Source organism: Pseudomonas fluorescens (assembly GCF_902497745.1).
Taxonomy (GTDB): Bacteria; Pseudomonadota; Gammaproteobacteria; order Pseudomonadales; family Pseudomonadaceae; genus Aquipseudomonas; species Aquipseudomonas fluorescens_BM.
The window spans coordinates 134,257-155,976 of the sequence record NZ_CABVHJ010000009.1; the positions used below are offsets into that span (position 1 = coordinate 134,257).

15 protein-coding genes are annotated in these 21,720 nt (G+C 60.2%); 9 read left to right on the forward strand and 6 right to left on the reverse strand.

Going from position 1 to position 21,720, the window contains the following annotated elements:
* Nucleotides 1-96 precede the first annotated feature (96 nt).
* From F8N44_RS15950 to pvdM, 3 genes are read right to left on the reverse strand one after another with little or no spacing between them, the layout of a single operon-like run.
* Entirely contained in the window at nt 97-1,008 is a 912-nt protein-coding gene (locus F8N44_RS15950) for a formylglycine-generating enzyme family protein (protein ID WP_150650976.1), read from the reverse strand.
* 46 nt (nt 1,009-1,054) lie between these two features.
* Entirely contained in the window at nt 1,055-2,341 is a 1,287-nt protein-coding gene (locus tag F8N44_RS15955; RefSeq protein ID WP_150650977.1) for an aminotransferase class V-fold PLP-dependent enzyme, read from the reverse strand.
* Nucleotides 2,338-3,708: a pyoverdine-tailoring dipeptidase-like protein PvdM gene (gene pvdM / locus F8N44_RS15960; RefSeq protein ID WP_150650978.1), complete on the reverse strand. Its 1,371-nt coding sequence runs from the start codon at nt 3,706-3,708 to the stop codon at nt 2,338-2,340. The genes F8N44_RS15955 and pvdM overlap by 4 nt, the downstream gene beginning before the upstream one ends.
* Before the next feature lie 185 nt (nt 3,709-3,893).
* On the opposite strand from pvdM, the gene F8N44_RS15965 reads away from it, so the two are divergent.
* Nucleotides 3,894-5,513, forward strand: coding sequence for a PvdJ/PvdD/PvdP-like protein (locus F8N44_RS15965; RefSeq protein ID WP_150650979.1), 1,620 nt, complete (start codon nt 3,894-3,896; stop codon nt 5,511-5,513).
* Between the two features lie 122 nt (nt 5,514-5,635).
* On the opposite strand, the gene F8N44_RS15970 is transcribed toward F8N44_RS15965, so the two are convergent.
* Genes F8N44_RS15970 through F8N44_RS15980 form a run of 3 tightly spaced genes read right to left on the reverse strand, consistent with a single transcriptional unit; the run spans nt 5,636 to nt 10,184 of the window.
* A complete protein-coding gene (locus F8N44_RS15970) occupies nt 5,636-7,030 on the reverse strand; it encodes an efflux transporter outer membrane subunit (protein ID WP_150650980.1) in 1,395 nt (464 codons plus the stop codon).
* Between the two features lie 7 nt (nt 7,031-7,037).
* Nucleotides 7,038-9,011: a MacB family efflux pump subunit gene (locus F8N44_RS15975; protein ID WP_150650981.1), complete on the reverse strand. Its 1,974-nt coding sequence runs from the start codon at nt 9,009-9,011 to the stop codon at nt 7,038-7,040.
* Complete coding sequence (locus F8N44_RS15980) at nt 9,012-10,184, reverse strand: efflux RND transporter periplasmic adaptor subunit (RefSeq protein ID WP_150650982.1); 1,173 nt, start codon at nt 10,182-10,184, stop codon at nt 9,012-9,014.
* 319 nt (nt 10,185-10,503) lie between these two features.
* On the opposite strand from F8N44_RS15980, the gene F8N44_RS15985 reads away from it, so the two are divergent.
* From F8N44_RS15985 to F8N44_RS16020, 8 genes are all read left to right on the forward strand, one after another.
* Complete coding sequence (locus tag F8N44_RS15985; protein WP_127926551.1) at nt 10,504-10,986, forward strand: sigma-70 family RNA polymerase sigma factor; 483 nt, start codon at nt 10,504-10,506, stop codon at nt 10,984-10,986.
* A 132-nt stretch (nt 10,987-11,118) separates the two neighbouring features.
* Nucleotides 11,119-12,453 (forward strand): lysine N(6)-hydroxylase/L-ornithine N(5)-oxygenase family protein, encoded by a 1,335-nt coding sequence (locus F8N44_RS15990; protein WP_150650983.1) that lies wholly within the window; start codon nt 11,119-11,121, stop codon nt 12,451-12,453.
* Nucleotides 12,454-13,047: 594 nt separating this feature from the next.
* Nucleotides 13,048-15,747, forward strand: coding sequence for a magnesium-translocating P-type ATPase (mgtA, locus tag F8N44_RS15995; RefSeq protein ID WP_150650984.1), 2,700 nt, complete (start codon nt 13,048-13,050; stop codon nt 15,745-15,747).
* A gap of 135 nt (nt 15,748-15,882) precedes the next feature.
* Nucleotides 15,883-16,599, forward strand: coding sequence for an MgtC/SapB family protein (locus F8N44_RS16000; RefSeq protein WP_007913384.1), 717 nt, complete (start codon nt 15,883-15,885; stop codon nt 16,597-16,599).
* 176 nt (nt 16,600-16,775) lie between these two features.
* Complete coding sequence (locus F8N44_RS16005; RefSeq protein ID WP_150650985.1) at nt 16,776-17,171, forward strand: hypothetical protein; 396 nt, start codon at nt 16,776-16,778, stop codon at nt 17,169-17,171.
* 111 nt (nt 17,172-17,282) lie between these two features.
* Nucleotides 17,283-17,726 carry a chemotaxis protein CheY gene (locus F8N44_RS16010; protein ID WP_150650986.1) on the forward strand — a complete coding sequence of 148 codons (444 nt, stop codon included), beginning with the start codon at nt 17,283-17,285 and terminating at the stop codon, nt 17,724-17,726.
* Between the two features lie 135 nt (nt 17,727-17,861).
* Nucleotides 17,862-18,488 carry a response regulator transcription factor gene (locus F8N44_RS16015; protein WP_150650987.1) on the forward strand — a complete coding sequence of 209 codons (627 nt, stop codon included), beginning with the start codon at nt 17,862-17,864 and terminating at the stop codon, nt 18,486-18,488.
* A gap of 10 nt (nt 18,489-18,498) precedes the next feature.
* On the forward strand, nt 18,499-21,717 hold the full coding sequence (locus F8N44_RS16020; protein WP_150650988.1) for a transporter substrate-binding domain-containing protein: 3,219 nt from the start codon (nt 18,499-18,501) through the stop codon (nt 21,715-21,717).
* Nucleotides 21,718-21,720 lie beyond the last annotated feature (3 nt).

Sequence of the window (21,720 nt, forward strand, 5' to 3'; positions counted from 1 at the left end):
CAAAGGTTTGGCTGGTTAAAAGACGAAACCCGCGGGCAGCGATTTAGCCGCCCGCGGGTTTATCGAGGACTGAGGCGACGAGCGAGCGGCTCGGCGTTACAGATCGCGCGCGACGCGAAAGCCGATCCAGTCGCCGCGGTCGTCGATGTAAGTCGCGTTGCGGTTGCCCGAGCGCGAGAACACCGGCGCTTCGCCCCAGTCATTACCGCGGATGCGGCGAATCTTGCAGTCGCCGGTCAGCCACGCGCTGCCGTCGCTCGGCGCGTCAACGTAGTTTTCGTGGTAGCAATCGGCCGTCCACTCGTAGATGTTGCCGTGCATGTCGTAGACGCCAAAGGCGTTGGCCGGGAACGTGCCCGCCGGCGCCGTGAAGTTGTAGCCATCGGCAGCGCCGTAGGTGTTGGCGTGTTTGGCGATGCTGTATTCCTTGCCTTCATCGAACGGGAAAGGGAACGGCCCGGTGCTGCCGGCGCGGGCGGCGTATTCACGCAGCGATTCGCTGACCAGTCGGTACGCCTTGCCGGTTTTCTTCGACAGCCACGCCACATAGGCTTCGGCTTCAGTGAAGTTCATGCACACCGCCGGATGCTTGTCGGTGTACTGCTTTTTCGGATCGCTGCCCTGGTAGTCGGGGATGCCGGCCTTGCACGCGCGTCCCGGGCGCTTGTCGCCATCGGGCATCGCGTAGCCACTGTCTGCCAGGTAAGCGTCCCACTGGCCGCGAAGGACCTGGAAACGGCTGATGGCCAACGGTTTGGCAAAAGTCACCGGATGCATCGGGCCTTCGTCCGGTTCACGGCCGACTTCATCCTCCGGCGTGCCCATGGTGAAAGTGCCGGTGGGCAGCACGACCATTTCCGGGCAGTCCTTGCAGTCCTTGAAGACTTTGCCGGGTTTGAGTGGCTCGACCGCTTGTGCATGCCCTGGCAGCACGCTGGACAGCAAAGCCACCAGGCCCAGAGCGGGCAGCGTCTTCAAGGAAAATTTACGCAGTTCACGACTGTTCATCAGGGTTCTCGATAACAGGTTGAAAGGAAACGTGGGAGCAGGGCGCTTAAAGCTGTCTGGCCAATAACGCCATCAAGCGATCGATTTGCGCTTCGTCGTTAAGCAAGCCCGGCGCAGTGCGCACCACCGGGCCGACATCGCGCTCCACGGCATCGGCGACCACCCGGTTCTGCATCAGGTAAGCGGCGACTTTGTCGCTGTCTCGGCCCTTGACGCGGAAGAAGGTGAAACCGGCTGACAGTTGCGGACTCAGCGGCGTGACGAGTTCGATTTGCGGGTGTTCCAGCAGACGCTTTTTCAGATAACTGTTAAGCGCATGGATACGTGCTTCGACGTCGGCCTTGCCCAGTTGCAGGTGCAGCTTGAAGGCTTCGTCGAGCGCCCAGCGATACTCGAAGGAGTGGTAGCCACCGGGTGTCATGGTGGTGGAAAACGTCGTAGCTTCGGAGAACGTCGGAGTGATGGGCGTGACGTATCTGACCTCTTCGAACCGGCTGCAAACGATGCCGGTGCCACGTGGGCCGAACATCCACTTGTGGGTGCCGGCAATGAAAAAATCGCAGTTCATCTGCGCGAAACTCAGGTCGTCGACGCCGAAACCGTGCACGCCGTCGACCACGTAGATGATCCGCTCGGCATCGCTGCGGCCACGGTTGTGCTTGTCGACGAGAGCGCCGATGTCACCGATCGGCAGCTTCACGCCGCTGCCCGAATGCACCCAGCACATGCCCAGCACGCGGGTTTCAGGGCGGATGGCACTGTCGATGGCGGCGAGGATTTCAGCTTTGCTCGCGGTTTGCGGATCCTTGAACAGGCGGATCTTGCGCACCTGTGTGCCCTCGCGCTCCTTGCGCAAGTCGAGGATGGTGTGGGTGGCATAGTGTTCGTGGACGGTGGTGAGGATTTCCTGATCGGGACGTACATGCACGCCGCCGTAAATCATGGTCAGGCCTTCGGTGGTGCTACCGGTCAGGGCAATCTGTTTGGCGTTGACTTGCAGATATTGACCGGCCCAGACCCGCACGTTTTCCTCGCGCTGCTCGATCACGCCGAGGTCCCAATCCATGGCCAGGCCAGGATTTTTGTCGAGCGCGGCGCGATGCCGTTCAATGGCCTCTCGCACCGGTTTCGGGTGCGAGGTGATCAGGAAGTTGGAGAAGTGCAGGTAGTCCGGATCTTGATCGAACAATTGCTGCAACTGCGCCCATTTGTTGCGCGGTGCAGGTGCGGGTGCGGCAACCGCGGCGCTGGCAACAGTCGGTAGGCTGGCGCCCAGTGGCAACGCGGCGGCGAGCACCCCGGCCTGTTTCAGAAACTCACGGCGGTTGCTCATGGCTTGGCAGTTCCCTGTGCGCTGGCCAATGCCGGTTTCGCGGCTTTCTCGACTTCGCCCCAGACGCGCAGGAAATTGCCGCCCCAGAGCTTGGCGATATCGGCTTCGGAGTAGCCGCGCGACAGCAGCTCGGCGGTGACATTGCGGATCTCGCCGACGTTCTCGAAACCTTTGACGCCGCCACCTTCATTGAAGTCGGAGCTGATGCCGACATGGTCGATGCCGATCTTGCGCACGGCGTATTCGATGGCGTCGCCCAGATCCTTCAGGCTGGCTTTCGGCTCCTCTTCAAGGATCGCGTAGAGGCGGCTGGCGTACTGGCCGAATTTGCGTTCGGACCAGGCTGAAATGATCGGATCGCCAGGCATCAATGCCATCGCCAGGTTCGGCAGTGGCGGCAGGTCGAACTCCTTGCGCAGTTCGTTGAGTTTGTCCTGGGTTTGCTGAGTGAGCGGGCGCAGGTACTGCGAGAACGCGACGATCTGCACGACGCCGCCGCTGTTCTTGATCAGTTGCATTTCCTTGTCGCTGAGGTTGCGCGGAATATCGACCATCGCTCGCGGCGCCGAGTGCGAGGCGACCAGTGGCGTACGACTCAGTTGAGCGACTTGCTCCAGCGCTTTGGTGGACATTTGCGAGACATCGATGATCACGCCCAGATCGTTGAGGCGTTTGACCGCTTGCTTGCCCAGGTCCGAGAGGCCGTCGAGGGCGTCCGGCGAATCATTCAGAAACGGCAGCGGCCGCGAAGAATCAGCCCAGTCGTTATTGCCGATGTAACTGAAGGCGAACATGCGCATGCCGCGCGCCGTCCACAGGTCCAGCAGGCTCAGGTCATGACCCAGTGGATAGGCGTTGAGCATGCTGATGAAAATCGCGAACTTGCCTTCGCCATGCAGGCGCCGCATATCGTCCGGTGTGTAGGCGATCGCGACTTGATTGGGGAAGTCGCGAACCATGCCGGAGATAATCCGGTAGCGGATTTCCTGCTGGTTGCGGGCTTCGTCGATGAAGCCGGCAGTCGGTTTGTGCGGGGCATCGGGGCCGTTCCACATTTCCGGCCAGCCGAAAATGGTCAGTGCGGCACCGGACAAGCGCCCACGGCCAGCCTTGGCCAGGTCGAACTGGCCTGTACCGTCTTTATCGGCTTCGTTGCCCTGGGTGCCGAAGTCCTGCAGCAGGCTGACATGGCTGTCGAAGGAGAGCATGCGTTCGTGCAGTTCATCCGCCTGTTTCACGATCTTCGCCGGATAGCCGAGCTCATCCTTGAACCAGTGCTGCCAAGCGGCAAAGCCTGCACCGGCACTGATCGCCAGGGCTAAGGGCAGGCCGATGAATAGAGCCTTTTTCGAACGTGGTTTTGTCATTGCCATCTCAGTCGGGTTCGCCATCGAGGTGCAGGCGCAAAGCCTTTGCTATCTGGGAGGAACGAGCGATCGACGGGGAAATTTAGGACGAGCGCCCCGTGGCGAAAATGACGGCTTAAATTTGCCCGGGCAGCAAACGTTCTAGCTTGGATAAAGCCTGCTTCATGGCTGACACAGGTAGGGCAATGAAGATTTCTCGACGATGGTTCATGGCGGGCCTGGCGCTGACCGGCGCTGCCGTGCCGGCGGCTTATTTTGGGCATCGTGAATGGACGAAGCCGGATCCGACGATCACTCCGGGTGAAGCGTCTTTCGACGTCGCCGACCTCGCCGGACAACGCTTGGCCAGTGCCTTGCGGGGCGTCTGGGATATTCGTTTCGAAGGCCGTGACGCAGGCCTTGAAGGCCTGCCGACGGAGGGCCTGCAAGTGTTCCTCGACATCGGCCAGAAAGGTCGTGGCGTCTGTGGTTTCCTTGATACGCCGGAGCGTTTGCGCTCTGGCGAAACACCTCGTTACCGAATTCTTGGCGATCTGGCCGGTGCCAATGCGGCGAAACTGAGCTGGCGCCTGGTCGGTGCGCAAGGCCAGATCAACTATGAGCTGGAAATGATCCTCGATGAGGTCTGGGCCGATTTCGGCAACGCCGGCAAAGGCACCCTCAGCGGAAAAGCGATGCGTCTGGATCGCCCCCTGGCCTTGCCAGCGCAGGACAACGGATTTGTCGCGGTCAAGCGACTGTTTCCCGAGGCGCGTGAACGGACACCGTTGAATCCGACGCTGCTCGCCTGGTTGATTTCCCCCGAGCACCGACTGTTCCACCAGTTGTGGCATGCCACGCGGGACAAGTGGCACACCTTGCCTGAAGACAAGCGCGAAGCCCTGCGCGGCATCGGCTGGCAGCCCGGACCGCGTGACAAGGAGCGCGATGCCCGTGGGCCGCGCAAGGACCGCAACGGTTCTGGTGTGGATTTCTTCTTCATGCATCGGCACATGCTCGGCACGGCGCGTTCAATGCAGGACCTGCCATCGTGGGAATACTTTCCGCTGCCACAACCGGAACTGATCCGTGATCGCCCGGGCTTCGCCCGTTACTTCGACAACCATGACGGCACGGCGCTGCCGCCCGCATGGCTGGCTGACGGTGATGACGAGTACAGCAAGTGGGTCAGCGACCTCAAAACGGCCGAGACCTACGAAAGCAACTTCCAGGTCTGGGAGTCGCAATACCGTGATCCGGTGTACCTGGCCAGACTCACGCTCGGTCAGTTCGGTTCCGAGGTTGAATTGGGGCTGCACGACTGGCTGCACATGCGCTGGGCGTCAGTGCCGCGTGATCCGTCCAACGGCCAGCCAGTGCCGTTTGCCCGCGATCAGGCCGATTTCGCGCCGCGCTGGTATGGCGCGGAAAACGACTTTCTGGGCGACCCCTTTTCGTCTCATGTGAACCCGGCGTTCTGGCATTTCCATGGCTGGATCGACGATCGTATTGAAGACTGGTTCCGCGCGCACGAGCGCTTCCATCCGGGTGAAGTCACTCGCAAAGTGGTCAATGGTGTGCAGTGGTTTGCACCGGGACGCTGGAACGAGGTCGATGATCCCTGGCTAGGGCCAGTCACCCATGGTTGCAGCACCACACCGGGATTGCAGACGGGCAAGACTGTGGAGATGGACCCGGAGACCATGAAGCTGGCGCTGCGCATCACCTTCCTCAATGACGAGAAGAAGCTCGCCGGACTGTTCCGTCGCGTACCGCCACGGCCGTGGTATGCGCGCAATCTGAAGGCCAAACAGACTCAGGTCTGATTTCCGCGTCAGCTTCTTCGCGAGCAGGCTCGCTCCCACAGGTTGGCCGCATCCCACCAGTTGAAATGCGATCTCTTATGGGAGCGAGCCTGCTCGCGAAAGCGCTTGGCCGGGCTGCGCGATTACAGTGCCTGCCACCCGCCGCCCAATGCCTTGTACAAGGCAATACTCGCCTGCATTCGCGACAGCCGCAGTTGCACGTTCTGATCCTGCGCCGCATACAGCGTGCGCTGGGTTTCCAGTACGGTCAGCAAATCCTCGGCGCCGGCCTGATAACGGCTCTGGGCGATGTTGAAGGCGGTTTGCGCCTGGTTCAGTTCTTCACTCTGCCACTGCCGTTGTTGATCAAGTCCACGGATGCTGTTGAGGGCTTTTTCGACGTCAGCGAAACCGTTGATGATGGCGCCGCGATAAGTTTCCAGCAGCTCCTCCTGACGAGCCGTCGCTTTGTCGCGTTCGGCCCCCAAACGACCATTGTTGAAGATCGGTGCGATCAGCCCGGCGGTGAGGTTGTAGAACGGACTGCGCCACACATCGTCAGCCTGGTTGGCGCCGGAGCCGATGCTCGCGCCCAGCGTGATTTTCGGCAGCATCGCCGCTCGTGCCACTGTGACATTCGCCTGAGCTGCCGCCAATTGCGCCTCGGCGCGGGCAATATCCGGGCGCCGCGTCAGCAGTTCGCTGGGCACGCCGGCGGATATCGGCGGCCACTGCAACTGGTCGAAGGACTCGCGGCTGGCCGGCAGGTCTTGCACCGGGCGGCCGAGCAGTGCGGCCAGAGCGATCTGCGCGTCTCGGGCCTGTTGCTGGACGGTCGGCAGTTGGCGTTGCTGCGCGGCCACCAGGCTTTTTTGTTGCGCCAGCTCCAGCGCGGTGGCGGAGCCGGCGTTGTAGCGCGTCTGCACCAATTGCAGGACGTTTTGCGCGTTGGCCAGATTAAGCTCGGCAATGCGACTCTGTTCCTGCAGTGACAACACCTGCGTGTAGCTGTTGGCGACGCCACTGAGCAACGTCAGCTCGACAGTGGCGCGATCGAACTCGCTGGCTTGCAGGCTGAATTGTGCGCTGTCGCGCGATGCGCGCTTGCCGCCCCAGAAATCGATTTCGTAACTGGCGCTGAGGCCGACGTCGAAGTAGTCCACCGCCCTGTTACTGCTGTCGGCATCCAGTTGCCGATAGCCCTCGCCACGCAACAGCTTCTGCCGATTGGCATTGCCGGTGCCTTGTATTTCCGGCAACTGCGAACCGCCGGCAATCACGGTGTCGGCACGCGCCTGACGGACGCGAGCGATGGCCGCGGCCAGGTCATAACTGCCGACCTGGGCCTGTTCGATCAGTTGATTGAGTTGCGGGCTGGCAAAGCGCGTCCACCAGCGCAGGGCGTCGCGTTCGGCGCCGGTGCTCTGCGGCGATTGCCAGGCGGCCGGCGGCACGATGCCGCTGTCCGGAGGTTGTGGGGTACTGCCGCAAGCGCTGAGTATCAGGCAGACGGTCAACAGACTGAGGCGCGGTTTCATAGAGCGATCATTCACTGGTAAGGGCCGTGACCGGGTCGAGTCGGGCAGCTTTGCGGGCCGGCATGAAGCCGAAGACAACACCGGTGACCAGGGCGCAACCAAAAGCGCCGAGTACCGCCATCAATGAGAACGCCACCGCGACTTCACTGAGAATCAGCACACCGCCAATGATCAGCGCCAGAGCGATGCCGGCGATGCCGCCGACCACCGAGAGCATCACCGCTTCGGTGAGAAACTGGCGCAGGATGTCGCGCTGGCGGGCGCCGGTGGCCATGCGAATGCCGATCTCGCGCGTGCGTTCGCGAACGGTCATGAGCATGATATTCATCACGCCGATGCCGCCGACCAGCAGCGAGATCGCCGCAATCGAGCCGAGCATCAGCGACAGGGTGTTTTGCGTGCGCGCTTCGGCCTGGATCATCGCGGCGTTGTTGGTCAGTTCGAAATCCTTCTTGCCGTTATGCAGGTTCAGCATCAGTTGTTCGATGGCGTGTTCGGTGTCCTTGACCTTGCGCGCGTCGGCGGCAGCGATGGCCACGTACTCGGGATTACGCGTGCCGAACAGCCTTACGCTGGCGGCGGAGTAGGGCACGGCGATGCGGTTGTCACTGTCGGAATCGCCGGAACTGGCGCCTTTTTCCGCCAGTACCCCGACCACCTGAAACGGCACGTTCTCGATCAGGATGTACTGGCCAATCGGGTTGGCAATGTCTTTGAGGAGTTTGGTCCGCACCTTGTGGCCAATCACCGCAACGGCTGCCGCGTTCTGTTCGTCGGCCTCAGTGAAGTAGCTGCCCTGAACCACCGGCCAGTTGAAGATTGCCGGGAAGTTGGTGTCATTGCCGCCGACGTAACTCAGGTGGTCGGCATTGCCGAAGCGCACACCGGCCTCGGCGCCATTCACCGGCATGATCCGCTGCACTTGCGGCAGGCTCGCCAGGGCATGCACATCGTCGAGGGTGATGATGCCCGGTGGCGTTCGCGGGTTGGGCGCCGAGCCGCTGAGATAAATGATGTTGGAGCCGAACGCGCCCATTTGTGCCATGACCTGGCGCTTGCTGCCTTCGCCGACGGCGAGCATCACCACCACCGAGGCTACGCCGATGATGATGCCGAGCAGGGTCAGCGCAGTGCGGAAGCGGTTGATCCACATCACTCGCCATGCGGCGTGCAGGGCGTCCACCAGTTCGCCTTTCCAGGCCCCGGTAGCTTCGGCGCCTTCGCTCAAGCGCTTGCGCAGATCCACCGCTTGCAGGGCGCCGGGATTGGCACTGGTCTGGGCGTCGGGTTTGTTTGTGGCGCTATCGCTGATGATCAAGCCATCGCTGATTTCGATAATGCGCTTGGCACGCGCCGCCACTTCGCGATCGTGGGTGATGAGAATGACAACGTGGCCCTGGCTCGCCAGTTCATCGAGCAGCGCCATGACTTCCTTGCCGCTGTGGCTGTCGAGGGCGCCGGTCGGTTCGTCGGCGAGGATGATGTGGCCGCCATTCATCAGTGCGCGGGCAATCGACACGCGTTGTTGCTGGCCTCCGGACAGTTGATGGGGGCGGTTGCCGGTACGCGCGGCCAGACCGAGGCGGTCGAGCAGGGCGGCGGCGCGGGCATGCCGTTCGGCGGCGGGGGTGCCGGCGTAGATGGCCGGCATCTCGACGTTTTCCTGGGCCGAGCCGGACGGAATCAGGTGATAGCCCTGAAAGACGAAACCGAAGGCTTCGCGCCGCAGCCAGGCGAGTTCATCGCTGTCGAGGCCGGCGACGTTCTCCCCGGCAAAACGGTATTCGCCGTTTGTCGGTCGGTCGAGGCAGCCAAGAATGTTCATCAACGTTGATTTGCCGGAGCCGGACGCTCCCACAATCGCCACGAATTCGCCGGCATGAATCGACAGATCGATGCCGCGCAACACGTGAACTTCGGGAGCGTCACCGCCGCCGTAGGATTTGCGGATGTCCTGCAGTTCGATCAGAGGCGTTTGCATTCAACCTCCGCTGCCGTCGGCCGGGCCGATCAGCAAGTGATCGCCTTCGTTCAAACCCTCGACAATCTGCACTCTAAGACGGTCGCTGATGCCGGTGCGTACTTCGCGGGACTGAATCTCGCCATTGGCGGTGATGACCTGCGCGGTCTGCCGATTGGCCACGGCGCTGCCTTGCAGGGCGGCGACCGGTACGGTGAGCACGTTTTTTGCCTGGTCGGCGACGAAGAACACTTGCGTGGTCATCTCTGCCATCAAGGCGTTGTCGACGTTATCGACGTCCAGCAACACGGTGTACAGCACCACGCGCGCGCTGCCGCTTTTACTTGAGCTGGCCGGGCTGCCACCGCCTTGACTGGTCTGGTCCAGCGGCTTGGGTGGCACCGGCAGAATTTGCCGAACGGTGCTGCTCCAGCGCCGATTACCCCCGCTGAGCGTGGTGAAGTAAGCGGTCATTCCCGGTTTGACATGGCCGATATCGGCCTCGGAGACCTCGGCCCAGACCGTCATCGGCGACAGTCTGGCGATGCGCAGAATCAGTGGCGTCTGTTGCTGGGCATTGAGTGTCTGGCCTTCGCGGGCATCGAGTGCGACCACGGTGCCGGCCATCGGCGCATAGATGCGCGTGTAACCGAGTTCGGCCTGATCACTGCGCAGGCTGGCCTCGGCCTGGCGGATCTGGGCGCGGAACATGTCGATACGCGCCTGGGTGGCCTTGAGTTCGGCGCGGGCTGTCTGCACGTCTTCTTCACGGGTGGCGCCGCCGGCCGCGAGGTTCTGCTGGCGCTGGTACTTCTGCCGCGCCAGTTCGTGCTGGGCCTGTTGTTCTTGCAGCTGCGCCTTGAGGTTTTCGATGGAGAACTGGCTGGCGTCGAGCTTGGCCTTTTGTGTGGACGGATCGATTTCCACGAGCAATTGGCCTTGCTTGACCACGTCGCCGACTTCCACATGGATTTTGCGGATTTGCCCGGAAGCCTGGGCGCCGACGTCCACATAGCGCCTGGGCTGTAACGTGCCCAGCGCGGTGACGCTGCTTTCAATGTCGCCGCGACTGACTGGTACGGTGGCGAACTTGTCCCGGCCGGGGGGCAATATCTGCCATGCGGCTACGGCGACAACGGGAATCAGACAAAGGGCTGCGAGCAGGGCGCGTCGGGCGGGGCGGGGACGTTTCATGCAGGGTTCCGGCCAGTGAAAATCGACCCGTCATCCAGCCGGCACCGCACGCGGGCCACGACCGAACGCTGACGCAGGAGGCGACAGATACGGGGAACTGTCCTTTAAACGAGAGACGCGATGGGTAATTTAAGCGCTGCAAAACGCGGTAACAGGTATAGCGGGCAACAATTTGTCGGGCAAATCGAAACAGCGCTTTAAATCTATATGAGAATTACTATAAATTACGCATCTGAAATTGCCACCATCCTGCCATTGTCGTTTTGACCATCGCGGGTCTGGCTCAAGGATCGAAACCGCACCGCAGCGGTCGGGAGTCATGTTGGAGAACTACTATCGCGAGCTGGTGTGTTTCCTTAACGCCAGGCTAGGCAACCGTCAGGTGGCCGAAGATGTGGTGCATGACGCTTATGTGCGGGTGCTGGAGCGTTCCAGCGATACGCCGATCGAACAACCGCGGGCTTTTCTTTATCGCACGGCATTGAACCTGGTCATCGATGATCATCGGCGCAACGCCTTGCGTCAGGCCGAGCCGCTCGACGTGCTGGACAGCGAAGAGCGCTATTTCACCCCGTCGCCCCATGGCACCCTTGATCACGGTCAACGTCTGGCGATGCTGCAGCGCGCACTGGCAGAATTGTCGCCGCTGTGTCGCGAAAGTTTTTTGCTGCGCAAGATCGAAGGTCTGTCCCATAACGAAATCGCCGAGAGCCTGGGGATTTCCAAAGCGCTGGTGGAGAAACACATCGTCAATGCCATGAAACATTGCCGGGTGCGGATCAAACAATGGGACGCCCATTGATCCTTCCTCAGTAAATTTTTTTTCACCGTCCTCGTTCCTACTCAACAGACGATCTGCTGTCCTGCTTCGGGCCGGTCAGGTCACCCAGGCTTTATCCCCACGGTTGAGGGGTTCATCCAGAGGACACTGGAAATGACACAGGCAATTGCATCGCCCATCGTTCACGACCTGATCGGCGTCGGTTTCGGCCCTTCGAACCTGGCGCTGGCCATCGCTCTGCAAGAGCGCGGCCCGATCCAGGGCGAGCTGGATGTGCTGTTCCTCGACAAGCAGGCCAACTACAGCTGGCACGGCAACACCCTGTCGACGCAAAGCGAGTTGCAGATTTCCTTCCTCAAGGATCTGGTGACCCTGCGCAATCCGACCAGCCCGTACTCGTTCGTCAACTATCTGAAGGATCACGGCCGTCTGGTCGACTTCATCAACCTCGGCACCTTCTATCCGTGCCGCATGGAGTACAACGATTACCTGCGCTGGGTCGCCGGCAAGTTCACCGCGCAGAGCCGTTACGGTGAGGAAGTGCTGACCATCGAACCGGTGCTGCACAATCATCAGGTTGAAGCGCTGCGCGTCATTTCCCGTGGCAGCGACGGCCTGCAACATGTGCGCACCACCCGTTCGGTGGTGGTCAGCGCCGGCGGCACGCCGCGTATTCCTGAGGCGTTCAAAGCGCTGAAGGGTGACACTCGCGTGTTCCACCATTCACAATACTTGTCGCAAATGGCCAAACAGCCGTGCGTGAACAACCAGCCGATGAGCATTGCGATCATCGGTGGCGGGCAGAGTGCGGCGGAAGCCTTCATCGACCTGAATGATTCGTTCCCGTCGGTGCAGGTCGACATGATCCTGCGCGGCTCGGCACTGAAACCTGCGGATGACAGCCCGTTCGTCAATGAAGTGTTCTCGCCGGAGTTCACCGATCTGGTGTTCCAGCAAAACAGCGCCGAGCGTGAGCGTTTGGTCAACGAGTACCACAACACCAACTATTCGGTGGTCGACATCGATTTGATCGAGCGCATCTACGGCATCTTCTATCGCCAGAAGGTTTCCGGGATCGCCCGTCACGCATTCCGCACCCTGACCACCGTGGAAAAAGCCACCGCCACCGAAAACGGTATCGAACTGGCCGTGCGCAACAGCGCCACTGGCGAAGTCACCGTGCGCAATTACGACGCTGTTGTTTTGGCCACCGGTTACGAACGGCAGATGCACCGCAAACTGCTGGCGCCGCTGGAAGAATATCTGGGTGACTTCGAGGTTGATCGCAACTACAAACTGATCACCGACGAGCGCTGCAAGGCCGGCATCTACATGCAGGGCTTCTGCCAGGCCAGCCATGGTCTGAGCGATACGCTGCTGTCGGTGTTGCCGATTCGTGCGGACGAGATTGCTGCCTCTTTGTATGAGCATGGCAAGAACCGTGGGCATCGCTCGATGGCGGATCTGTTGTTGGCGACTGCCAGCTGATTTTTTAGCGCCTCACATACCGCTTTCGCGAGCAAGCTCGCTCCCACAGGGGATTTTCAGTGAACACAGATTTTGTGTCAGATGAAGAACCAATGTGGGAGCGAGCCTGCTCGCGAAGGGGCCATCAAAATCACCGCAAAATCCGAATCCTGAACCCTTCCTGAACATCCCCCCACATTCCCCGAAACACCTCCTTTTGCGGGTTTACTCTCCAGACATCGGGGCGTAAGCTTCGCGCGTTTTCATCAATAGCGGAGACCCACAGTGGGTACTTGTTCGAGTGACAGTTGTCGGCCGGTCTCGGTAACCGGCAGATTCTCGGCAAGATAACGCGCAGACTTTCTCTGTCGTTGTCTCGCCGTAAAAGCGAGCAGCGGCATCCCGTGCATGACCCGTCCGTGGTCATGTCCCGACGTCCTTCTCATCGACGCTGAACAGAGCGTGGTTTCGACTTCACTGTCGAGATCGCAGCCCTATCGACACGCCTGTCTTTTCTGACCGGCGCGCCAGGCCTTGCCGTGCCGGTTTTTCCGGCGGACGAGGCGCGGCCGTACCTGCTTGACGGTTTCCCGGCTGACCATAGGGGCAACAGCCATGAAACTTACGCTCAAGGAATTCTTCGCAGGTTTTCTGCGCACCCGCCACATCGCCCGGCACTTCCGTCGCCTGGCGCTGCTGGAATCGATCAACGACACCACGGTCAGCCGTGAAGTCCCGCCGACGCTGGCCAACACTTTGGTCGATGCCGCGCAGTGCGACAGCGGTGTGTTGCTGTCGTCACTCGGTACGCATTCAGACGGCCTCACCGATTTCGAAGTCGATGCGCTGCGTGCGCAATACGGCCTCAACGAAGTCGAACACGAACAGCCGCTGCCATGGTGGATTCATCTGTGGCACTGCTACAAAAACCCGTTCAACCTGCTGCTGACCCTGTTGGCGGTGATCTCGTGGCTGACCGAAGACCTAAAGGCCGCCGTGGTGATTTTCTCCATGGTGGTGCTGTCGACGCTGCTGCGCTTCTGGCAGGAAAGCAAATCCAACCAGGCCGCCGATGCGCTGAAGGCAATGGTCAGCAACACCGCGACGGTGATGCGCCGTGACGCGCCGCGCAGCGAATTGCCGATCAAGCAATTGGTGCCGGGCGATCTGATTGTGCTCTCGGCCGGTGACATGATTCCCGCCGATTGCCGGGTGCTCAGCGCCAAGGACCTGTTCGTCAGTCAGGCGGCGATGACTGGTGAATCGATGCCGGTGGAGAAGTTTCCACATCAGCAGGATCGCGATACGCGCAATCCGCTGGAGCTGGACAATATCCTGTTCATGGGCACCAACGTGGTGTCGGGCACGGCGGTGGCGGTGATTCTCACCACCGGCAATAGCACCTATTTCGGTGCGTTGGCCCAGCGTGTCGGCGCCACTGATCGCGCAGTTACTTCGTTCCAGCAAGGCGTCAACAAAGTCAGCTGGCTGTTGATCCGCTTCATGTTCGTCATGGCGCCGCTGGTGCTGTTCATCAACGGTTTTACCAAGGGTGACTGGACCGAAGCATTGCTGTTCGCGCTGTCGATTGCCGTTGGCCTGACCCCGGAAATGCTGCCGATGATCGTCACCTCGACGCTGGCCAAAGGCGCGGTGTTCCTGTCGCGCAAAAAGGTCATCGTCAAACGTCTTGATGCGATCCAGAACTTCGGCGCCATGGACGTGCTTTGCACCGACAAGACCGGCACCCTGACTCAGGACAAGATTTTCCTCGCGCGCAATGTCGATGTCTGGGGCGCAGATTCCGATGACGTGCTGGAAATGGCTTACCTCAACAGCTACTACCAGACCGGCCTGAAAAACCTGCTCGATGTCGCTGTACTGGAACACGTGGAAGTCCACCGCGAACTGAAAGTCGGCACAGCGTTTCGCAAGGTCGATGAGATCCCGTTCGACTTCAACCGTCGGCGCATGTCGGTGGTGGTCGAAGGCCGTGGCCAGCCACATCAACTGATCTGCAAAGGCGCCGTGGAAGAAGTACTGGCGGTGTGCAGCCGCGTGCGTCACGGCGAGGTCGATGAAGCCTTGAGCGATGAATTGCTGACCCGGATTCGTCAGGTCACCGCAGCATTCAACGCTGAAGGCTTGCGCGTGGTGGCGGTGGCCGCCCGCTCGATGCCGGAAGGTCGCGAAGTTTATAGCCTGGCCGATGAACAGGAACTGACGCTGATCGGTTATGTGGCGTTCCTCGATCCACCGAAGGAAAGCACCGCGCCAGCGCTCAAGGCCCTGGCCGAACACGGTGTGGCAGTGAAGGTGCTGACCGGTGACAACGAACTGGTCACCGCGAAAATCTGCCGCGAAGTCGGCCTGGCGCAACAGGGGCTGTTGCTGGGTAATGACGTCGAGCGCATGAGCGATGCCGAACTGGCAGTGGCCGTGGAAACCACCAACGTCTTCGCCAAACTGACGCCGTCGCACAAGGAGCGCATCGTGCGCATCCTCAAAGGCAACGGCCATGTGGTCGGGTTCATGGGCGACGGGATCAACGATGCGCCAGCCCTGCGTACTGCCGACATTGGTATTTCCGTGGACAGCGCGGTGGACATCGCCAAGGAAGCGGCCGACATCATCCTCCTGGAAAAGAGCCTGATGGTGCTGGAGGAGGGCGTGCTCGAAGGGCGGCGCACCTTCGCCAACATGCTCAAGTACATCAAGATGACCGCCAGTTCCAACTTCGGCAACGTGTTCTCGGTGCTGGTCGCCAGTGCGTTTATTCCGTTCCTGCCGATGCTGCCGATGCACCTGCTGGTGCAAAACCTGCTCTACGACATTTCGCAGATTGCCATTCCGTTCGATAACGTCGACGAGGACATGCTGAAAAAACCACAACGCTGGCAGCCGGGCGACGTCGGGCGCTTCATGCTGTTCTTCGGCCCGATCAGTTCGATCTTTGACATCACCACGTTCGCCTTGATGTGGTACGTCTTCGATGCCAACACCCCGGATCACCAGACCCTGTTTCAGTCCGGCTGGTTCGTGGTCGGCTTGCTGACCCAGACGCTGATCGTGCACATGATCCGCACGCCGAAGATTCCGTTCCTGCAAAGCCGTGCAGCCATGCCGCTGCTGGTGATGACCGGGATCATCATGGCGGTCGGCATCTTCCTGCCGATGGGACCGCTGGCGCACTACTTCAAATTGCAGGCGCTACCGTCGCTGTACTTCGTGTTCCTGCCGGTGATCCTGCTGGCGTACATGGCGCTGACCCAGGCGGTGAAAGGTTTCTACATCCGCCGGTTCGGCTGGCAATAACAGCAGGATTGCTCTCCCCTGTAGGAGCTGCCGCAGGCTGCGATCTTTTGATCTTGTCTTTTAAAAACAAAATCAAAAGATCGCAGCCTGCGGCAGCTCCTACAGGGGGATTTGTGTGTATTCAGGGAAATTACTATGCAAGCCATCAACAACCTCAACCTCGATTCGCTGCTCGACACTCTGGTCAGTCTCAGCGCTGCGTTCATTCTCGGTGGTCTGATCGGCTTCGAGCGCCAGTACCGGCAACGCACCGCCGGCCTGCGCACCAATGTGCTGGTCGCGGTCGGTGCAGCGATTTTCGTCGACATGGCCAACCGTCTCGCCGGTGCCGAAGGCGCGGTGCGCGTGGTTGCCTACGTGGTCTCCGGGATCGGCTTTCTCGGCGCCGGGGTGATCATGCGTGAAGAGGGCAACGTGCGCGGCCTCAACACCGCCGCGACCCTGTGGACTTCGGCGGCGGTCGGTGCCTGTGCCGGCGCCGATCTGCTTGCCGAAGCGGTGCTCGGCACACTGTTCATTCTGGCCGCCAACACTTTGCTGCGGCCGATCGTCAACAACATCAACCGCCAGCCACTGGACGTGGTTTCGGCAGAAGTCACCAACATCGTCTACGTCATCGCCCGACGCTCGCAGCAGACCGCCGTGTTCGCCTTGCTTGAAGCCGAGCTTGAGCGCAGCAACTACCCGGCCAGCGATGTCGATGTGCATGCGTTTGGTGCCGATGAAATAGAAATCGAAGCGACACTGGCCACAACCTCGGTCGATGGTGATGAACTCGACGCTTTGGTCGCGCGGATTTCCACATCGGCGCTGGTGGTGCAGGCGTTCTGGAGTCCGAGTACCACTGAATAAACCGCTCTCATCCGTTCAGTAGCAACGCCACATCCGGTGATGACGGGTGTGGCTTTTTTTTTGCTCTCGGCAGCTCTCCATCCATTTTTAAGATTTGTCCTACAGGCGTCACGGCTCCTTTTGATTAGCCTTGTCATTCACGTGATGAGCGTGATTTTCCTGGGCTGTGAAAGACAATGTCCTACAAACGCTGGCGAATCCTTATTGCCGACGAGCAACGGGCGCTGCATGTGCGAATCGGCAAATGCCTCAACGAGCTCGGCTGTCGCGGGTACGTGTCGGTGTATTCGTTGCGTGAGCTGCTGGGTGCGACACATTACTCGTCCGATCCGTTTGAGCACTATGACCTGCTGATCATCAACGCTGAGCTGATGGCGGTCGGTGGAGTCGATCCTTGGCGTTTTTTTCAATGCAACCTGCAGATTCGTCATGCCGTTATTTACGACAAATGTCGAGGCGAGGCATGCGCACAGGCGATATGCAGTACTGATCGACGCTATTTGACCCTGATCCGTACAGCGGATCGGCAGACACTCGGCCCTTTGATCGCTGACCTGGCGACAGCACAGTGATGGGCATGACTCGGATGAGTAACCTTTTTTTTCGGATTATTCCTACAGAACCCGCCACGCAGCTTGCGTAGTCTTGCCGCAACCAGAAACCGTGACCCCGGGAGATCGATCATGATCAATAAAGCCCTGCGCATCCTGATCGCAGACCCTCAGCATTTTCACCGGATGAAAATCGAGCGACTGTTCAACGGCCTCAATTATTACCGCATTGCTCCGGTGCAGAACCTCACCGAGCTGCTGACCCTGGTGGACTACGGTTGCGAGCCCTTCGATGTGGTGGTGATCAACGCCGAACTCGCTGCAGGCTCGCTGGATCTGCTGGGTTTTTTCCTGGATAACCCGCAGGTTCGCCAGGCGTTGATCTACAACGAGCAAACGGCGCCGTTGCAGCTGGCTTCCGGCTTCGCTCAGGAAAATGTCCAGATCAGCCATTTGTCACTGCCATCAAAACAGTCGATCGACCAGTTGATGGCGCTGGTCGACGCACCCGCACGGGCACAGACGTTATCAGCCCCCAGGGTAAATCCGTTGGTGCAGAGCGCTGCGCATGCATAGAAAATCATTTTCTGCAACTGTCAGATCTGACAGGTGATTTACGCGCCGTTACGTGTAACAGTCCCTGCGCAGCCACTGAGTCCGGAGCAGCCCCAATCGGTGGCCTGTTCGTCAGACTTTGCATCGGGAGTGGCCATGAAGTCAGCGCTTGTCGTCGATGATCATCCGGTGGTGCGCGCCGCCATCCGAATCGTGTTGCAAGGCGAAGGATTCAAGCGGATATACGAGGCGTCCCAAGGCAACGAGGTGGTGTCGCTTATTCGTGAGCACGCGCCGCAACTGGTGATACTCGATCTGAATTTGCCAGTACTCGATGGACTCGACGTTCTGGAGCGGATAAGGGTCAATTATCCACGATGCCGAGTGCTGGTTTTCAGTACACACGAACCCATGTTCTATCAGGAGCGCTGTGTGCGTGCCGGGGCCATGGCCTACGTGACCAAAACCAATCAACTGGAGCAGTTGCGCAATGCCATTCAGGCGGTCGTTTCGGGACATACCTATTTTTCCGCGCTTCCGGACTACCTCAGCACGCTGAATGCCGTGCAAACCACCGAAAAACAGATGATCGATCAGCTCTCTGATCGTGAGTTGACTATTTTCGTGCAACTGGGGCAGGGCAAGTCCAACAAGGCGATTGCCGGGGACATGCACCTGAGCCACAAAACCGTCAGCACCTATAAAACCCGACTGATGAAAAAACTCGGGGTGTACTCATTGGTGCTCTTGCGCGAATTCGCCAAGCGCAATCATGTGATCTGAGCAAGCGCACATGCGGCAGGGATGCTGGATTGTCTGCCTGTGGTTGAGTCTGATCGCCAGCAGTTGGGCGGGTGACACGCCGCAGGTGCTGCAGGTATTGACCCGTACCGGCCTGGCAAACGTCCAGCTGCGGCTGGACGAGCAGGACCGCCAGTGGCTACGGCAGCACCCGGTGCTGCGCATGGGTATTTCCGGTCCGGATTACCCACCGTTCGAGATCACCCGCAATCACCAGGAACTCGAAGGGCTCACCGCCGATTACGCTGATCTGCTGGCGCAGTTGCTCGGCATACGCATTGAAGTCCGGCGTTTTGCCAACCGCGATGCGGTGATGGCGGCACTCAAGCGTGGTGACCTCGATCTGCTGGGAACCTCGAACAATTTTGAAGCCGCCGACCCGGATTTCATCCTGTCCCGCGCTTACGCCGAAGATCAGCCGATGCTGGTGACTCGCCTCGATGAAAAGCTGCCGGCCGATCTTGCCGGCAAGCGCGTGGCCATGGTCGAGGACTATTTGCCGCTGGCGGATGTGCAGGGGTTTTATCCCTATGCCAGTGTGCAGCGTTACCCTTCGGCGATGGATGCGCTCGGTGCGGTGGCCTTCGGCGCGGATGATGTGTATCTGGGCGACTTCATCAGTGCCAACTATCTGATCAACACCAATTATCGCAACGACCTGCAATTGGCCGGCCCGTCGGGGCTGGACGCCAATTCGTTCGCTTTTGCCTTGTTGCGCAGCGATGTACGCCTCAAGCGCATCGTCGACAAGGTGTTGACCGCCATTCCCATGGAGCATCGCCAACGCATCGAGCAGCGCTGGAGCGTTGGCCTTGCCGAGATGGCTGACCAATCGCGGGTGCAACTCAGTGCCAGTGAACAGGCCTGGCTGGACCAGCATCCACGGGTGCGGGTCGGTGCCATCGACGATTTTGCGCCGCTGACTTTTTTTGATGCCGACGGCCGCTTCAGCGGGTTGTCCGCGCAGTTGCTGAGTTTGATCAGCCAGCGCAGCGGATTGAATTTTGAAATCGTGCGTGGTGCGTCGCTCGATCGTCAGATCGAACAACTCAAGGCCGGTGAGCTGGATGTGTTGCCAGTGGTGACACCGAGCAGCGAGCGCGAAACCGAACTGCAATTTACCCGCGCCTATCTGAACAATCCTTTTGTGCTGGTCAGTGCAATCACCGTGCAGGGGCCGCTCAACCTTGATGACCTGGCCGGTAAACGGCTGGCGATTTATCGCGGCCACCCGTTGCGCGGATTTCTCTTGGAACGCGTGCCGGGCATCCGTCTGATCGAAGTCAAAAGCCCTGCCGAAGGCATGGCGCTGATTGCCAAGGGGCAAGTCGACGCCACGGTGAGCTCGTTGCTGGTGGCGCGCTTTCTGATCGCCCGTCACTACCGCGAACGTCTGCGTATTACTGGCACGGTCGGCGATCAACCGGCGCGCATTGCGCTGGCGACCGCACCGCAAATGCCCGCACTGCATTCGATCCTGAACAAGGCGTTGTTGAGCATCGCCCCACAACAGATGGACGAACTGGTTGAGCGCTGGAGCCACGATGTGGTGGTGGATGACAGTTACTGGTTACAACATCGCCGCGAGATTCTCCTCGGCTTTGCCGGTGCGGCGGTCTTGCTGGCACTCGCGCTGGCCTGGATCGTTTTTCAGCGCCAGCAGATCCGCCGACGCCAGCAATGGTTGCAGCAATTGCAGGAAGCCAAGGACGTAGCAGACGATGCGAATCGGGCGAAAACCACGTTTCTGGCAACCATGAGCCATGAAATCCGCACACCGATGAATGCCTTGATCGGCATGCTCGAACTGGCCCTCAAGCGCGCAGAAGAAGGCGTGACCGATCGCTTGGCGATTCAGGTAGCGTCCAATGCCGGGCAACAATTGCTGGCGCTGATCGGCGACATTCTCGACATCGCACGGATCGAGACCGGGCACCTGTCACTCGCGCCCGAACGCGCCAACCTGCGCGAGCTGGTGGCGTCAGTGTGCAGGGTGTTTGAAGGGCTGGCGCGGCAGAAGCGCTTGTTGTGGCACATCGAACTGGATCCCCGCAGCAACGTTGATGTGCTGATTGATCCGACGCGGTTCAAACAAGTGCTATCGAATCTGCTGAGCAATGCGATCAAGTTCACTGAAGAAGGCGAGGTCAGTCTGCGGCTGGTGGTGAGCGCAGCGGTGACAGAAACACTGGCCGTGAAAGTGCGGATCGAGGACAGCGGGGTGGGCATCAGCCACGACGATCGGCGGCGTTTGTTCAGCCCGTTCGTGCAGGCGAGCAATCACTCGCAGTCGGCACGCAGCGGTTCCGGACTGGGCCTGGTCATCAGTCGCAGCCTCTGCGAAATGATGGGCGGCACGCTGCGGCTCGACAGTGCGCCGGGCGAGGGTACGCAAGTCGAAGTCAGTCTCGAACTGCCGCTGTTGGCCGCTCTCGCTCAGACCCCGACACCCCCGCAAGCCGACATTGCTGCTGCGTGTTCACTGAGTGTGCTGGTGGTTGACGATCATCCGGTGAACCGTCTGCTGCTGTGCTGGCAGTTGAGTGAACTCGGCCATCGCACGGTCGACACCGAAAACGGTGATGAAGGTCTTGAGCGCTGGCGTACGCAAGCGTTCGATGTGGTGATCACCGATTGCAACATGCCGAGGCGTAACGGTTATCAACTGGCGCAGGCCATTCGTGATGAAGAAGCGATTGCCGGGCGCAAGCCTTGCCTGATTCTTGGCTTTACCGCCAACGCGCAGGCCGAGGAACGGACGCGGTGCCTGAAGGCCGGCATGGACGAGTGCCTGTTCAAACCGATCCGCTTGCACGATCTGGCGCAGGCATTGACGGCGGCCAGTCACTGCGACATCGCGGCGGCCTCCAGCGCGGTGCCAGTATTGGCGGAGATCGATCTGAGCGCCCTGGAGCAAATGGCCGGAAATGATCGTGGCGTGATCGAACATTTACGCAAGGAGGTGCTGAACAGCTTGCACCTTGATCTGCAACGTCTGGATCTGTTGCAGCAAGAGCAGGATCGCGCGGGGCTTCGCGATCTGGCTCATCACATCAAGGGTGGCGCGCAGATGGTCGGGGCCGCGCGGGTGGTGGCGGCGTGTATCGAGCTTGAGCAGGCGTGCCGCGAAGTGCACGCGGCGCCTTTGGATACGTCGAGCGATGCGCTGCGCGAGGCCATGGCCGGCCTCGCGCAGCGCCTGCAAAGCTGACGG